Here is a 15,349-nt window from a genome sequence, read left to right as displayed (position 1 = left end):
AAGTTTTAGGTTTACAGATGGGTTAATTTGGTTCGGTGGGGGAGTACGGAAGTGCTTCCCCACCGATATTTTCAGGGGGGTGCAGATGGTTACAGATAGTCAGCTTCACCTTTGCTTCCCCCGGTGAACGGGGCGACGGCCCGTTTGTAAATGCCCTGCACCCATGCGATTGCCATGCCGTAATTGGTTACGGGAACCCCGGCGTCGGCCGCCTGCCTGATCCTGTTAATGAGCTGCCTGCGTGTTATCACGCATCCCCCGCACTGTATTACCAGCGCATAATCAGTTACCGGGCGGGGCCACTCAGCCAGTCCACCGACCACATCAAACTCCAGCTTTTTGCCGGTAAAGGTGCTTATCCACCTGGGAATCTTGACCCGGCCGATATCATCGCACGACACATGGTGGGTACATGATTCAAGTATAAGGATGCGGTCACCGTCTTTCAGGCCTGATATTGCAGGCGTTCCTTGCAGATACAGCTCAAAGTCTCCTTTCTGCCTTGCAAGAATGATGCTGAAGGATGTCAGCATGATATCAGGTGGTATAGAGGCATCCGCTTTTACAAAGATCTGGCTGTCGGTTATAGCAAGTTTGGGTCTTATACCTGTTTTTCTCAGGAAGGCATCAACCTCCCTCTCCTTGAGGACCACTGCCACACAGTCATTGTCAATTATATCGCGGATAGCCTGTACCTGGGGCAGGATAAGTCTTCCTGCCGGTGCCTGTACATCTATGGGTGTAATGAGAAGGACGATGTCACCATGGCTCAGAAGATCGCCAACCAGTCCCGCGCTTTTCCATGCCGACCCGGGAATTGACGACCTTATTGCTGAGATTATCTCTTCAGGGTAATTGCTGTCAACACTGCTGAACTCAATTACACCGGTCCCGGTATATTCTTCAATCCGGTCTCTTGTTCCGGATGAAAGCTTTTCAAGGTCGGACTTGCTGTGCACAATTATGAAAGGCAGCAGGAGCTTCCTGAATTCTTCCACCAGTCTCTTTTCCGGTTCTTCAAAGTTGTTCCGTGTAATGACCAGGATTGCAAGGTCGACAGTTTGAAGGGTATGCAGGGTTTTGGCGATGCGTTTTTCTCCAAGTTCGCCGGTGTCATCCGATCCGGCCGTATCAATAAGAACTACTGGTCCGAACCCTGTAATCTCGAATGATTTCCTGACCGGGTCGGTCGTTGTGCCTGCTACTTCACTTACTATTGCTATTTCGTGACCCGCCAGCATGTTTATAAGGGTGCTTTTACCGTTGTTTCTCCTCCCGTATATGCCAATATGGGGCTTGGTGTCTTTTCCTCTCTGCATGGTATACCTGGTTATTATAATGCTAAATTAAAGTTTTTTACGATTTTTCGATGCCTGCCGGCAGTAATTAACTTTCCGGATAGATACGGTTTTAGTATTTTTACATTATAGCAGGATTCAAAATTATGGTTGTTATGGAATATTATCCTGAGAAAATAGCATTGTCAGTTAAATCTGCAAAGCTCCTGCGTCGCCTGTTAAATGAGAATCCGCGACTGAAAAGGATCTTTTCGGAATCGACTACCGAGGATGAGGCAAAGAGATCAATACGTATCTGGGCTGAAGAGGTGCTGGGCACCAATGCTGATGCCCTGTCATATTACAAAAAGGAAAAAGAGGGGCTGGAGGCTTACGGCAGGCTGCGCTGGCATGACCTTGCTGCTATACGGATCCTGGATTATCTTGACAATGCAGGCCGGGAATTTCCGAATCCATACAGGAGTGGGGAGATCACGATAAGTGATCCATTCAACCTTATATGGCTTGGGGCCAGGAACGGTACAGGAGGAGCCAAGCCCCTTTTCTTTGAGGATATGATCAATCTTTTCAGGCAGCTGACGGGACAGCTTCCCAGGGAACGACCCGACAAACAGAAGGTGGAAAAGTGGATGAAGCGCTGGAGGCACGGACTGGAACAGGAGATAATCAAGGAACGCGGGGAGAACAGGGAAAGGATCATAAGAGTGCTGGTGGAGAGGATTGAAAGCTGCGAGCAGGGTGATTCCAGGTATTTTTTCGAGGAGGGATTGAGTTACGACGAGAAGGTTGAAAAAGTTAAAGAATGGTGGTCCGACTATATGTTTCACCTGAGGTTTGCTGTCAGGTCACCAGCACTGCTTAACGAGCTGCTGGACCATTCTCTCGATCTTGACACACAGAAACTGCTTGAAAGAGCTGAGAAAAAGGGTATACCTTTCTTTGTCAATCCCTATTATATATCCCTGCTGAGTACCAGGTCCCCTGGATTTACAGCCGGAGCGGATCTTGCAATAAGGCACTATGTGATATATTCCAAACCGCTGATTGACCAGTTCGGAAACATTGAGGCATGGGAGAAGGAGGATAAGGTTGAACCCGGCAAGCCGAATGCTGCAGGATGGATGCTTCCTTCCCGCCACAATGTGCACCGGCGGTATCCTGAAGTTGCCATTATGATACCTGACACAATGGGCAGGGCCTGCGGGGGACTATGTGTATCCTGCCAGAGGATGTATGATTTTCAGAGGGGCAATCTTAACTTCAACCTTGACAAGCTGAAGCCCAAAGAGACCTGGGATGAGAAGCTGAAAAGGCTGCTCGATTACTACGAGAGTGATACACAGCTAAGGGATATCCTTATTACCGGTGGAGATGCACTGATGAGCCGCGACAAGTCTCTTGAAAAGATACTCGACCAGGTTTATGAGATGGCTGTCAGGAAGAGGGAGGCCAACAAAAAGAGACCTGACGGTGAAAAGTATGCCGGGATAGTTAGGATAAGGCTTGGTACCAGGCTGCTGGCCTATCTGCCCCAGAGGGTTACTCCCCACCTTCAGCAGATTCTCGCTGGCTTCAGGAGGAAGGCTGCGGAAGCGGGCATAAAGCAGTTTGTCATACAGACCCATTTTGAAAGCCCCATGGAGGTGACACCTGAAGCCGAAATTGCTGTAAGGAGGCTGATAGATGCCGGATGGATGGTTACCAACCAGCTTGTATTTACCTCCGCTGCATCAAGGAGGGGTCATACTGCCATGCTGAGAAAGGTGCTGAACGACATCGGTGTGATAACCTATTACACATTTTCGGTAAAGGGATTCCTTGAAAACACATTTAACTATGCCACCAACGCGCGTGCCGTTCAGGAGCAAAAAGAGGAGAAGTATATAGGTATCTTACCCGGCAGTTACCGTGAGAGGATCAGGAGTCTCTCTGACGAACCGGAGAGGATGAAGGAGAACCTTGAATCTATCAGGGAAGAAAACGGTATTCCGTTCCTTGCGACTGACAGGAACGTGATCAACCTTCCGGCTGTCGGCAAGAGCATGACGTTCAGGACTGTAGGCATAACAAGGTGGGGGCGCCGTATACTCGAGTTTGACCATGATCACAACCGCTGGCACAGTCCTATTATAAACAAGCTCGGGAAGATGATAATAATAGAGAGTAAACCCGTGGGTGAGTATCTTCATCAGCTTGAGGACATGGGTGAGGATATTAAGGAATACCAAAGCATATGGGGATATTCGGTAGGTGAGACCGAACCGAGGATGCCGCTCTTCGAGTATCCTGAATACCCTTACAGGATCACAGAGGAGATATCAAACCTTGAGATCGGGTAACACAATTACTGGTAAATATATTATGACCGGCTGAACAAAGCCAAGGGCAGGTTTGTTTAATTCATAAAGCCCGCATGAAAACCTCATCAGCCTTCAGCAGACAAAACGGTATTCGTATTAAAACCGTTTTTGCTATACTTGCCCTAACCTCTGCAATGGCTTTTTCCGGGATTGCCCAAATCAATCACTTTACCCGCGAAGGGACGATCTCTTTTTTTTCTTCCGCACCGCTTGAAAATATAGAGGCTGTAAACGACAGGGTGCATGCCATTCTTGACAATGGATCCGGAGAGATCGCCGTAAGAATGAGGATTGAGGACTTTCAGTTCAGAAGGTCTCTCATGCAGAAGCATTTCAATGAAAACTATATGGATTCGCATGATTATCCCGAAGCCCGCTTTGAGGGATACATACAAGGTTTTGATGAATTTACCGATAATGCGTATCCTGATGAAGTAACAGTTGCCGGAAATATGACCATCAGGGGTGTAACCAGGGAGGTGGTGGTTAAAGGATCGTTCAGAAGGTCGGGCCCCCATTATGTGTGCCATGCAGTTTTTCCCATAAGGCTCGAAGATTATAATATCAGAATTCCCAGGATGCTGGTCCGTAACATAGCCGAAGTGGTTGAGGTTACAGTGGATTTAAGGCTGGCCCCTTTAAACTGACCATCAATATGAAGACATTAGCTGTATTAACCTTGATGCTGACTGGTTCAATGGTCATGGCCCAGATAACCGATGACATGTTTGATCAGCTGGGGGGATGGGATGATACTGTAAGCCTGCCCATTAAAACTTTCAGGAGTACCCGGGTTGTCAATATGCAATCGGTTGAAAATCCTTATGCCGGCGAACTTGTATTTACTGTTGGACACCGTTTCGGGAATGTTCGTTCGGGTTTCTACGATATGTTCGGGCTGGATATTGCAACTATAAGGCTGGGACTGGATTACGGCATAAATTCATGGCTGGCTGCAGGTACCGGGCGCAGTACATTCCAGAAAACCTGGGATGGTTATCTAAAGGCGAGGTTAATCACACAGGAAGGAAGGCTCAGTTATCCTTTCAGCCTTACATATTACGCCGCCGCCTCGCAGCCGACAATACGAAACATCTACCCCGAAGAATATGACAATTTCATTGACAAAATGAGTTTTGTTCATAATCTGATGGTGAGCAGGAAATTCTCAGAGCTCTTTTCACTTCAGATCAGTTCTATTTTCTTAAGAAGCAACTATATGCCTGAAACCATGGGGCCGGTCAACCATCTTTCATTGGGAGCAGCTGCACGGCTGAGGCTGACCCCCATGACACACCTTAACATCGAATATATCCACCCGGTCGTTAAGGATGGTGTCAACCGCACCAACCCACTCTCAGTAGGTTTTGACATCGAGACCGGAGGTCATGTCTTTCAGCTCTTCTTCTCCAATACACAAGGGATATCAGATAAGGCCTGGCTTGTAAATACAAATAGGCAATGGCAGGATGGGGATATGTTTTTCGGGTTTATGATTACCCGTGTTTTTTATTTATGATGTTTTGCGGTGCATTTTAACGATATGTGAAATAAAAATATAATTTATGGAAAGAAGGGAGTTTTTGCTAAGAACCATGAAGGCGGGTGCCGCAGTTATAATTCCCGTCACTGTTGTGTCGTGCAGCAAGGATGATAATAACGATCCTGACCCGCCTGGTGGTAACGGGAATGGAAACGACATAGTCATTGACCTGGCTGACCAGGACTATTCGTTGTTAAATACAGCAGGCAATGCCATTATTATCAATAATATAATCATTGCCAACACCGGGGATGACCATTTTGTGGCATTGTCTTCGGTATGCACCCATGCCGGCTGTCAGATAACCTACAACCACTCAAACGGCAATTTTCCCTGTCCGTGTCACGGGTCGGTATTTTCTGCAGATGGTGCGGTAGTCACAGGGCCTGCGACAACTGCGGTAAGAAGCTATTCAATTACCCGGGACGGGAGTGTGCTCACTGTTGAACTTTGATAAAAGGAACCCGGGAAATCCGGCAATGCAGACCGGTTTTTGGTTTAATCCTGATTGATGTTCTTATCGGGACAATTTTACGCTTGATTTTCCTGAGCTTAAGGCTTTAAGGGAGGCGGCAAGAAGAAAAATGAACACTTCGCCCGTAACGAACCAGAATCGTGAGATGACTGAGAATGTTACTGCACCCTGGGGTTCCATCCCCCCGGCGACCAGGAATGAGACCAGGATTCCTTCCCTGACACCCACTCCGGCCGGCAGGAATACCACCACAAAACCGTAAGTCATGGCTGCGGGCCAGGCAAGCGCTGTAAGGGGGCCCGCAAATCCGGCAGTTCCCGGGCCCGCAATTCCGTGTAATGAAAGCAGCAGCAGCCAGAACCCGGCTGACCAAAGGAGCCAGAAAATCAGTACAGGAATGCTGACCCGCATAAAGAAAGAGAATTTCATCGGCCTGAAACTGAACTCCTTTTTCAGCACTTTTTCCAAAGCCCACCCGGAGTTCCTGTGGAACCACCCTGAGAAAAGCAGGAATGACAACAGCAGCAGTCCCCCGAAAATAACGACACCGATCCATGGCCTCTGCAGGAGAAAGAATGTAGGCGGCAGGCTCAGTATCATACCCCACCATACAAACAACAATTGCTCCTGCAGTGATGCAAGCGAGAGTTGCTTCATATGCGGTTTGTTGGAGCTGATGTATGATGCACGGCCCAGTACGACCCAGAACTTCCCGGGGATATATTTTGAGAAAATGTACAATCCGTGCGATATGACCGCCCTGAGGGTTCCTTCCTGATAACCCTCCTGCCGCATGGCAACTGCCCAGCTCACTCCCCCTGTCACAAAGCCTGCAAAAAGCAGAAGCAGAGAAAGCGTAAGCAGCAACGGGTCAGGGGACAGGCCCCTGAAGACAATATACTCGGCACGATAAAGGTACCAGGCAAAGAAGAGCAGCGACAGGTAGAGCAGGATACGGAAAAGCCTTTGCATTTTTCAAAACTAAAGAAAAAAATTAAAACATTATCAACCGGGCAGGTCGTCGAGCGAGAATCCCATTTTGAGGAGGTTTGAAGGTTTAAGTATCCCGGCCAGCCGTTCCCGGTCGATAAGCCGGAGTTCGTCGTTTGCCGCGTAAATGTCGATACCCTTCTCCTTCATGAGCACTGCAAGCTGCCCGGCGCTGTTATAGCCGATGAAAGGGACAAGCGCGGTGGTTACCGAGGGACTGGCGAGAAGCCTGGCTTCGGACACCCGCCCGTCAATGGCCAACTGTTCGAAAAGCTTGCCGGTCATTGATTCTGCCGCTGCGATAAGCAGCTTAAGGCTTTCTATCATGGCATGCCCGATCAGGGGTATATATGCGTTAAGGTCAAGGCAACCCGATGCGGCAAGCGAGGTTATGAGCTGGTCGTTGGAATATACTTTGCGGGAGGCGCTTATCACAAATTCGGGAATGACGGGGTTGACCTTACCGGGCATTACCGAGCTTCCGGCCTGCAGCCGGGGCAGGGTAACCTCGCCGCTGCCTGCAACGTCGGATGCCAGCAGGCGCAGGTCGGAGACCATCTTTTCAAAATTGACTGCGCAGGACTTGATGATGGCGTGCACCTCGACAAGGCTGTCGTGGTTCGATGTGGCATCGGGCATGTTCTCGCTACGGGCAACGGGCAGTCCGGTCAGCCTCTGCAGTTCGGGCACCACTTCCATGATAAAGTACCTGGGCACGGCAATACCCGTACCTGCTGCACTGCCTCCCAGGTTAACGGTTTTTATCCTCTCGATGCATTTGGACACCCTCCACCAGTCTCTCGACAAAGCTTCGTTATATGCACCCAGCAACATTCCCCAGGATGAGGGCACAGCTGCCTGCATCTGCGTGTAGGCGATGCGGATACTCGAGCGGTGAAGGGTTTCTGCCTTTTCTACCGAGGCCCGAAGTTTGTTTATACACTCTTCGAGTTCCAGGAGAAGCTTCATTACCGCCACCCTGAGTGCAGTGGGCACCACATCGTTGGTGCTCTGGTAAATATTGGCGTGTTCAATGGGATCGACCAGCGTGTAATTCCCCGGAAGGGAACCCATCCTGACAAGCGCGGCATTGGCTATTATCTCGTTGACATTCATGTTTATGCTGGTGCCGGCGCCTCCCTGTATTGCAGGTACTATGAAATGGCCGAAATGCTTGCCGGCTGCTACTTCGGATGCCGATGCCTCGAGGTTGTCAAGGATCTCTTCGCCCACTGTGGCGACGGTTTCAGGCATCCTGCCGTATTTTCCGGCCGCGGCCCTGATGAAGGAACGGCATGTACGGTAACATGCAAGCTTGGTAAGTCCCATTGCACTGTACCATTCGGCATGGAATGGCACCTGGCAGGGGAAGTTATCAGCCGCCCTCGCAGAGTGAATGCCGTATAGGGCATCCCGGGGCAGCTCTTTTTCGCCGAGAAAATCCTTTTCGGTTCTCATATAGTCTGTTTTTCCGGTAACCGGATCGTCCGTTGCCGTCCTACCTTGAGATAGGCTGGGAGTAAGATGTCACGTCTTCTGCTGTTATATCCTTGTCGCACAGTATTATAAGTCTCTCCAGTACATTCCTGAACTCCCGTATGTTGCCGGTCCATGTTATCTTCTGCAGTTCGGCGATGGCCTCTTCGGTAATGATCTTCTTCTGCATGCCGTATTCACCGCATATCTGTTCGTTGAAATGCTCGGCCAGCAGAGGTATGTCTTCTGTCCGCTCGTTCAGCGTAGGCACGTTTATCAGGATCACGCTCAGCCTGTGGTAGAGGTCTTCCCTGAACCGGTTTGCAGCGATCTCCTCTTTCATGTTCTTGTTGGTGGCTGCTATCACCCTGACATCTACCTTTATATCCTTGTCACTGCCTACGGGGGAGAGACGGTTTTCCTGGAGCACCCTGAGTACCTTTGCCTGTGCCGCCAGGCTCATGTCGCCTATCTCGTCGAGAAAGATGGTGCCATTGTTTGCCTGCTCGAACTTGCCCTTTCTGTCCTTGTGGGCAGAGGTGAAGGCGCCCTTTTCATGCCCGAACAGCTCACTCTCTATCAGCTCGGAGGGGATGGCAGCACAGTTGACCTCTACGAAGGGTTGTGACGCACGGTTGCTCTTTTCATGCAGCCACCTGGCAACCAGCTCCTTGCCAGTTCCGTTCCTGCCGGTTATCAAGACCCTGGCATCGGTGGTGGCAACACGGTCGATCATCTCTTTTACCTTGCGCATAGGCGGGGATTCTCCCACCATATCGCAGGTCTTGCTCACTTTTCTTTTGAGTGCCCTGGTCTCTGTTATCAGCTCGGATTTGTCGAGGGCGTTCCTGATGGTTATCAGAAGCCTGTTAAGGTCAAGTGGCTTTTCAATAAAATCGTAGGCGCCTTTCTTGATAGCTTCTACCGCAGTATCGATATTGCCGTGGCCGGAAATCATGATTACCGGTATATCGGTGGCCTCATCCATGATCTTGTCAAGCACTTCAATTCCGTCAATACCCGGCATTTTAATGTCAAGCAGTACAACGTCATATTTGTTCTTCCTGCAGAGTTCCAGGCCCTCTTCACCATCGGCCGAGAGGTCAATGGTGTGCTTTTCATATTCCAGCACCTCCTTCAGGGAGTTCCTGATGCTTTTTTCATCATCGATAACAAGGATGTTTGCCATAGTATACTGTTATTGCAAAAGGCCGGGGCATCAAACAGCTTCTATGCCGACAGTATCTTTCTTTCGATGATTTCCGATACAGCCCCCTCTTTGAGTGAGTAATCGGACTGGATCATTGTCTGTATGCCCAGGCGTCTGACGATAAAATTAACAAAAATGGCGGCAATAACAATCATTTCAACTCTCATGGGGTCCATTCCCTCCATTTCCAGCCTTTCGGCGGAATTTGACTCCAGAAGCCGCCTGTACAGCTTATGGAAATCTTCCGGATCGATGCTGAAAGCAGGTGAATTAGTTTCGGGAGAGGTCTGAGTGGCTGATGCCAGAAGCGCTTTGAAGGTATCGAAACTTCCTGATGAGCCTATGAGTATTTCGGGTTTGTGTTCCCGGGCGGCTTTCAGAAAACATTCCAGTGAATTTTCGAAGTGGTTCTCAAATAATCTTATCTCTTCTTCCGTTACCGGGTCGGAGGGCCTGAACTGTTCGAGCAGCCTTGCCATTCCCAATGGGAAACTTTTTTTCCAGTAGATCTTCCTGCCGTCTGCTATGATCAGTTCATTGCTGCCTCCGCCTATATCAAGCACAAGGTGTTTGGTGTTACCCATATTGACGGCCTGCCTTACACCCCGGTAGATAAGTTCGGCCTCTTTGTCGCCCGATATCACCTGTATTCCTATATTGAACCTTTCATAAACCAAACGTACAAACTCAAGTCCGTTACCGGCCGAGCGGATTGCCGATGTTGCATATGCAAAGATATGTTCAGCCTGATAGTCGTGTATATACTTCATGTGGCTCTCTATGGCACTCAGGCCCCTGTTAAAAGCCTTTTCGCTGATTAAGCCTTTTGTTATACCGTCTTCACCCAGCTTGACAGGCTCCTTACGGCTGAGCAGGATTTTCCTGGTGTTGTTTGCTGCTGTCTGTATGATCAGCAGGTTGAAAGTATTTGTACCAAGGTCGAGAATTGCGTAGATCATTTGTGCCCGTTATAGTGATTTATCAAATATATTAAACAAAAAACCGGCTGATTGGTTCATAACTGCCGGTTCACTGTTTCTATCTGATCCATGAGGTCCCGGACTGCATTCAACCGGTGTACCTGATCCATTTCCACAGCTCTTTGTAATTGACTTTTTTACCGTACATAAGAATGCCGGTACGGTATATCTTTCCTGCCAGCCAGGTGGTAAAAATAAAAGTGACAACAAGGAGGCCGGCCGACAGAGCCACTTCCCAGAACGGCACGCCAAAAGGTATCCTTGCCATCATTATTATTGGCGATGTAAAGGGTATTATTGAGAACCAGAAAGCGATCGGTCCGTAGGGGTTCATTATGGCGTTCATCATCACAATGATGGAGATGATCAGGGGAATTGTTATCGGCAGCATGAACTGCTGGGTGTCTGTTTCGTTGTCAACCGCCGATCCAATTGCAGCAAAGAGCGAAGCATACAGAAGGTAACCCCCCAGGAAGTAGAACAGGAATGAGAGCAGCATGACACTGAAGTTGATCGACGAAATTGATGCGAACATTTCGCCGAACCTGTCATGAGCATCATCTGTAACCGGCTGTGATTGCTGCAGGGTGCCTGAAGTAAAAAGCTCCTCAGCAACCACGGTTTCTGATGAAGGGGTGCCAATGTCAGGAAAGAAAAGCTGCTGTGACGCTACTACCAGCACAACGCTGAGAATTACCCAAAGCAGGAACTGGGTCAGCCCCACAAGTCCGATACCCACGATCTTACCCAGCATCAGCTGAAAAGGCCTGACCGAAGATACAATGATTTCAACCACCCGGCTGGATTTTTCCTCAATGACGCCTCTCATTACCTGGGCACCAAAAAGGAAGATGAAGAAGTAGATAAGGAAGCCGCCGACATACCCGACTATCATGGCCAGTTCTGAATAGCTCTCTTTCTCACCACCGTCGTCCTGCCAGATAATGGTCCTGATACTGACACGGGTTTTGACCGACTCCAGTATCCTGTCGATATCTTCAATATCATATGCTGCAAGCTTTTGCCTTTCAAGCTCCTTTTCCAGTGCATTGGCGATATGCATTCTTACATTCATGCCTGGCTGGCGGTCGGACATTAGCTGCACCGCCGAAGGGGTGGATGCAATTATATGTGCTATATACAGCACGGCATAATAATCTGTGTCGTCAAATTTTTCGCGCAGTTCTTCGACAGTTGTGTGTTCCAGGTATTCAAATCTGAGGTAATCGGTTTCCGGCAGCTGGCCGATAAAGAGCTTTGAGCTGTCAATAACTGCAACAACCCTGACCTCCCTGTCCTCCAAAGTTGCAAACCAGGCCGGACCCACTATTACCGCTGCAAACAGGATGGGTCCGAGTATGGTCATGATAATGAATGACTTTTTCCTGACCCTGGTCAGGTACTCCCTTGCAATCACAATTGAACTTTTGGATGTCATCTCAGGAGGGTTTAATTGTTTACCTTAGTTTTCTGCTGGCTGACCAGATCTATGAAAATATCGTTCATCGACGGGATCTCCTCTGTGAATGAGGTTATGTGAAAATGGGGCATTAACAGCTTCAGCAGCATGTTGTCAGTACTTTTGCTGTGCACCTTGATCCTTGCGTGGTGCCCGCCCGGCCCCCCGGTAAGTTCCAGCACCTCGTAGGCGGGACTGAGAATATCGTAAAGCTTTTGAGCATCACCTTCAAATCCTATCCTGTAGATATCAAGTTTGAACTGATTTCTGATATGGTTAACGGATCCTTCGATGACCGACTTTGAATTGTTGATAAGGGTGATGTGGTCGCACAGCTCCTCTACAGAGCTCATGTTATGTGTTGAGAAAATAATCGTGGCACCCCGGTCTCTTATCCCGTTTATTTCATTCTTGAGCAGGTTGGTATTGATAGGGTCAAAACCGCTGAATGGCTCATCAAAGATCAGCAGCTCCGGTTCATGGAGGATGGTGATGATGAACTGTACTTTCTGCTGCATACCCTTGGAAAGTTCCTCAACTTTTTTATTCCACCAGCTCTGGATTTCAAACTTTTCAAACCAGTACCTGAGCCGTTTCATGGCGGTTTTTTTATCCAGCCCCTTGAGTCTGGCGAAATAGAGTGCCTGCTCTCCGACCTTCATCTTTTTGTACAGTCCCCTCTCCTCAGGCATGTATCCGATGCGGTAAATGTCGCCAGGCTTGAGGCTGCGGCCGTTCAGCCTGATCTCACCCGTATCGGGTGCAGTGATCTGGTTGATTATTCTTATAAGGGTTGTTTTGCCGGCACCATTGGGTCCCAGCAGTCCGTAGATACTCTTTTCAGGTACCGACATGCTGACGTTGTCGAGAGCGCGGTGATTTACGAAGCTTTTTGATACCTCCCTGGCAGAGAATAATTCCATGATTTTACCTGTCTGTAAGTTGAAATGGCAATATTATCCTGACCTGTGCCGGCCGAAGATGAATGCAAAATTTAAAAACAGTATAAATATAGTATCGTTATTCAAAATAGCTCTTCATCCTCTCGAAAAAATTTTTATCTTCTTTGCTGGGATCAGGTGTAAAGTTGTTTGACTCTCTCAATTTCTCGATTGCCTGCTGCTCTTCCTTTGACAGGTTTTTGGGCACCCATACGTTTATATTGACAAGCAGGTCACCCTTGCCGTAGCCGTTAATATCAGGCAGCCCCTTGCCCCGCAGCCTCAGTATCTTGCCCGGTTGGGTTCCCGGTTCAACCTTGATCTTCACTTTACCTTCAACGGTTGGTATCTCTACAGGCACTCCCAGTGCCGCTTCAGGGAAGCTAAGGTACAGGTAATATATAAGGTCATTACCGTCTCTTATCAGTTCAGGATGTTTTTCCTCCTCGATGACCACCAGCAGGTCGCCGTTGACGCCTCCTCTCCGGGCTGCATTACCCTTGCCGCCGACCGACATCTGCATGCCTTCTGCAACACCGGCAGGAATATTGAGCTTTACCACTTCAGTCTCTTTTACGATACCCTCTCCGTAACACGACGGGCACTTGCTTGTTATGCTCTTGCCTTCGCCGCCACAGGATGGGCAGGTTGTGGTAGACTGCATCTGTCCGAGAAACGTGTTGGAGATTCTGGTAACCTGTCCGGCGCCATGACATGTAGAGCAGTCACTGAAAGCGGTACCGTTTTGAGCCCCGGTGCCTTCACATACTTTGCATGCCACATATTTGGTTACCTTTATCTTCTTCTCCACACCGGCGGCAATATCTTTCAGGCTGAGTTTCACTTTGACCCTCAGGTTCGAGCCCTTATTAACCCTGCGGGCTCGCCTTCCACTGGAAAATCCGCCGAAACCACCGAAACTGCCGCCAAAAATATCGCCGAAATGGCTGAATATATCCTCCACTGTCATGCCGCCTCCGCCAAAGCCGCCTGCATCTCCCTGAACTCCGGCATGTCCGTACTGGTCATACCTTGCCCTCTTTTGTTCGTTGCCAAGCACCTCGTAGGCCTCTGCAGCCTCCTTGAACTTTTCCTCGGCGGTTGGGTCTCCCGGATTTTTGTCGGGGTGATACTGCAGCGCTTTTTTCCGGTATGCCGACTTTATTTCTGCCTGGCTGGCATTGCGTTTAATATCGAGTATTTCGTAATAATCTCTTTTTGCCATTGATCTGCCTGGATTTTAAACTTGATTCTAAAACGCTATTCGCCCACAACAACTTTGGCGTACCTTATTACCTTGTCATGAAGCATATACCCTTTCTCTATCACATCAACAATTCTGCCCTTCTTTTTTTTATCGTCAACCGGGAATTTTGTCACTGCCTCATGCATATCGGTATTGAACTCATCTCCCAGGGCCTCGATCTCTTTCACACCTTTTCTTCTGAGATAGTCCTTCAGCTTGGTATAAATAAGCTCCACCCCCTTTTTGATGGCTCCGATCTCATTCGTGCCGTCAAGATTCTGCAATGCGCGGTCAAAATCGTCCATTACAGGCAGGAGTCCGGTCAAAATATCCTCTCCTGCAAAACGCACAAGGTCAGACTTTTCCTTAAGTGTCCGTTTCCGGTAATTATCAAATTCCGCTGCCAGCCTCAGATACTTGTTCTCGGTCTCCCTGAGCTTCTCTTCAAGTACGGCTACATCAGCATCTTCAGTAACCGTTTCACCTGCATTTCCTTTATCAACAGGTATCCCGGGATCTTTCTCCTTACCGGCAGCTTTCCCCTTACCGGTCTTAACACCTTCCTTCTGTCTCTTCCCGGTGGTCTTTTTCTTTACCATTTCTTTTACACGTTTATTATTAATAAGCGAACCTACTGCCAAGCAAATACCGGGCCATATCCCGGTAACCGACATTTTGGCATAGGGGGAGTGATCCATTAACGGGTACCGGACAATATTTCCCGGTGCCGGTCGGCGATCTATTTATAAATTGTTAAGGGTGACGGCATCCTGCCCGGTTAGAAGTCCGGTCAGTGCTTCTGATATATCGTCGCCTCTCAGGTTTCTGGCAATTATCATGCCATTGCCGTCTATAAGCCAGCTTGCAGGTATGCTCCTTACCTGGTAAAGCGCAGCGGTTTCGGAGCTCCATCCCAGAAGGTCACTGACATGGTGATCCCACCCGAGATTATCATCTTCAATACCTTTGATCCAGGACTCCCTGTTGGTGTCGAGTGAAACAGAAAACAAACTGAAGCCGCTGCCGTTGACAAACTCCTTGTCCCTGAAACGCTCCCAGGCCTCTACCTTTGCAGGATTACTCCTGCGGCATGGTCCGCACCACGATGCCCAGAAATCGAGCATTACCACGTTGCCCCTCAGTGAGGAAAGTGTAACCGTTTCTCCGTCCGGAGTTAACAGCTCTATGTCGGGAGCGGTGTCGCCTATCCTGTTCCCCGTGTTGCCGGTAGGCTGAACAGTGGCAGCATTTTCAGGTGAAGTGCCTGTAGTTCCGTTTTTCCTGCCTGTCAGCCACAGAGCAAGTATTATAACCAGTGCTGCGAGAGCAGCAAATCTAATAATGCGCATTTTATAATCAGTTTAATTATAA

14 protein-coding genes are annotated in these 15,349 nt (G+C 48.9%); 4 read left to right on the top strand and 10 right to left on the bottom strand.

Annotated features, from left to right (window positions below; genetic code table 11):
- Nucleotides 1-89: 89 nt before the first annotated feature.
- Nucleotides 90-1,319 carry a [FeFe] hydrogenase H-cluster maturation GTPase HydF gene (gene hydF, locus EA408_09055; GenBank protein ID TVR71483.1) on the bottom strand — a complete coding sequence of 410 codons (1,230 nt, stop codon included), beginning with the start codon at nt 1,317-1,319 and terminating at the stop codon, nt 90-92.
- 125 nt (nt 1,320-1,444) lie between these two features.
- Between hydF and EA408_09050 the strand changes: the two genes are divergently transcribed.
- From EA408_09050 to EA408_09035, 4 genes are all read left to right on the top strand, one after another.
- Nucleotides 1,445-3,637 (top strand): KamA family protein, encoded by a 2,193-nt coding sequence (locus EA408_09050; protein TVR71482.1) that lies wholly within the window; start codon nt 1,445-1,447, stop codon nt 3,635-3,637.
- Nucleotides 3,638-3,711: 74 nt separating this feature from the next.
- Complete coding sequence (locus EA408_09045; protein ID TVR71481.1) at nt 3,712-4,305, top strand: YceI family protein; 594 nt, start codon at nt 3,712-3,714, stop codon at nt 4,303-4,305.
- A 35-nt stretch (nt 4,306-4,340) separates the two neighbouring features.
- Nucleotides 4,341-5,177 carry a hypothetical protein gene (locus tag EA408_09040; protein TVR71480.1) on the top strand — a complete coding sequence of 279 codons (837 nt, stop codon included), beginning with the start codon at nt 4,341-4,343 and terminating at the stop codon, nt 5,175-5,177.
- 46 nt (nt 5,178-5,223) lie between these two features.
- Nucleotides 5,224-5,655: a Rieske (2Fe-2S) protein gene (locus EA408_09035; protein TVR71479.1), complete on the top strand. Its 432-nt coding sequence runs from the start codon at nt 5,224-5,226 to the stop codon at nt 5,653-5,655.
- Nucleotides 5,656-5,718: 63 nt separating this feature from the next.
- Here EA408_09035 and EA408_09030 read toward each other — a convergent pair whose 3' ends face one another.
- From EA408_09030 to EA408_08990, 9 genes are all read right to left on the bottom strand, one after another.
- Nucleotides 5,719-6,648, bottom strand: a complete 930-nt coding sequence (locus tag EA408_09030) for a hypothetical protein (protein ID TVR71478.1) — start codon at nt 6,646-6,648, stop codon at nt 5,719-5,721.
- 33 nt (nt 6,649-6,681) lie between these two features.
- On the bottom strand, nt 6,682-8,124 hold the full coding sequence (locus EA408_09025) for an aspartate ammonia-lyase (protein TVR71477.1): 1,443 nt from the start codon (nt 8,122-8,124) through the stop codon (nt 6,682-6,684).
- 40 nt (nt 8,125-8,164) lie between these two features.
- Nucleotides 8,165-9,331 carry a sigma-54-dependent Fis family transcriptional regulator gene (locus tag EA408_09020; protein TVR71476.1) on the bottom strand — a complete coding sequence of 389 codons (1,167 nt, stop codon included), beginning with the start codon at nt 9,329-9,331 and terminating at the stop codon, nt 8,165-8,167.
- A 41-nt stretch (nt 9,332-9,372) separates the two neighbouring features.
- Complete coding sequence (locus tag EA408_09015) at nt 9,373-10,311, bottom strand: phosphatase (protein TVR71475.1); 939 nt, start codon at nt 10,309-10,311, stop codon at nt 9,373-9,375.
- Between the two features lie 109 nt (nt 10,312-10,420).
- The gene (locus EA408_09010) at nt 10,421-11,770 is read right to left on the bottom strand and encodes an ABC transporter permease (protein TVR71474.1); all 1,350 of its coding nucleotides are present in this window, start codon (nt 11,768-11,770) and stop codon (nt 10,421-10,423) included.
- Between the two features lie 11 nt (nt 11,771-11,781).
- A complete protein-coding gene (locus EA408_09005; GenBank protein TVR71473.1) occupies nt 11,782-12,714 on the bottom strand; it encodes an ATP-binding cassette domain-containing protein in 933 nt (310 codons plus the stop codon).
- A gap of 97 nt (nt 12,715-12,811) precedes the next feature.
- Entirely contained in the window at nt 12,812-13,957 is a 1,146-nt protein-coding gene (dnaJ, locus tag EA408_09000) for a molecular chaperone DnaJ (GenBank protein TVR71472.1), read from the bottom strand.
- A 35-nt stretch (nt 13,958-13,992) separates the two neighbouring features.
- Nucleotides 13,993-14,577 (bottom strand): nucleotide exchange factor GrpE, encoded by a 585-nt coding sequence (gene grpE / locus EA408_08995; protein TVR71533.1) that lies wholly within the window; start codon nt 14,575-14,577, stop codon nt 13,993-13,995.
- 144 nt (nt 14,578-14,721) lie between these two features.
- Nucleotides 14,722-15,327, bottom strand: a complete 606-nt coding sequence (locus EA408_08990; protein TVR71471.1) for a TlpA family protein disulfide reductase — start codon at nt 15,325-15,327, stop codon at nt 14,722-14,724.
- Nucleotides 15,328-15,349 lie beyond the last annotated feature (22 nt).

This window comes from Marinilabiliales bacterium, from assembly GCA_007695015.1.
Lineage (GTDB): Bacteria > Bacteroidota > Bacteroidia > Bacteroidales > PUMT01 > PXAP01.
Note: the sequence above shows the minus strand (reverse complement) of the source record. Positions and strands in the feature narration are given on the sequence as shown.

What these genes read in the sequence shown, in the direction of transcription:
- grpE (TVR71533.1), bottom strand. Translation starts at nt 14,577, where the DNA reads ATGGTAAAGAAAAAGACCACCGGGAAGAGACAGAAGGAAGGTGTTAAG.
- EA408_09025 (TVR71477.1), bottom strand. Translation starts at nt 8,124, where the DNA reads ATGAGAACCGAAAAGGATTTTCTCGGCGAAAAAGAGCTGCCCCGGGAT.
- EA408_09040 (TVR71480.1), top strand. Translation starts at nt 4,341, where the DNA reads ATGCTGACTGGTTCAATGGTCATGGCCCAGATAACCGATGACATGTTT.
- EA408_09030 (TVR71478.1), bottom strand. Translation starts at nt 6,648, where the DNA reads ATGCAAAGGCTTTTCCGTATCCTGCTCTACCTGTCGCTGCTCTTCTTT.
- EA408_09005 (TVR71473.1), bottom strand. Translation starts at nt 12,714, where the DNA reads ATGGAATTATTCTCTGCCAGGGAGGTATCAAAAAGCTTCGTAAATCAC.
- EA408_09015 (TVR71475.1), bottom strand. Translation starts at nt 10,311, where the DNA reads ATGATCTACGCAATTCTCGACCTTGGTACAAATACTTTCAACCTGCTG.
- EA408_09050 (TVR71482.1), top strand. Translation starts at nt 1,445, where the DNA reads ATGGTTGTTATGGAATATTATCCTGAGAAAATAGCATTGTCAGTTAAA.
- EA408_09010 (TVR71474.1), bottom strand. Translation starts at nt 11,770, where the DNA reads ATGACATCCAAAAGTTCAATTGTGATTGCAAGGGAGTACCTGACCAGG.
- EA408_09035 (TVR71479.1), top strand. Translation starts at nt 5,224, where the DNA reads ATGGAAAGAAGGGAGTTTTTGCTAAGAACCATGAAGGCGGGTGCCGCA.
- EA408_09045 (TVR71481.1), top strand. Translation starts at nt 3,712, where the DNA reads ATGAAAACCTCATCAGCCTTCAGCAGACAAAACGGTATTCGTATTAAA.
- EA408_08990 (TVR71471.1), bottom strand. Translation starts at nt 15,327, where the DNA reads ATGCGCATTATTAGATTTGCTGCTCTCGCAGCACTGGTTATAATACTT.
- EA408_09020 (TVR71476.1), bottom strand. Translation starts at nt 9,331, where the DNA reads ATGGCAAACATCCTTGTTATCGATGATGAAAAAAGCATCAGGAACTCC.
- dnaJ (TVR71472.1), bottom strand. Translation starts at nt 13,957, where the DNA reads ATGGCAAAAAGAGATTATTACGAAATACTCGATATTAAACGCAATGCC.
- hydF (TVR71483.1), bottom strand. Translation starts at nt 1,319, where the DNA reads ATGCAGAGAGGAAAAGACACCAAGCCCCATATTGGCATATACGGGAGG.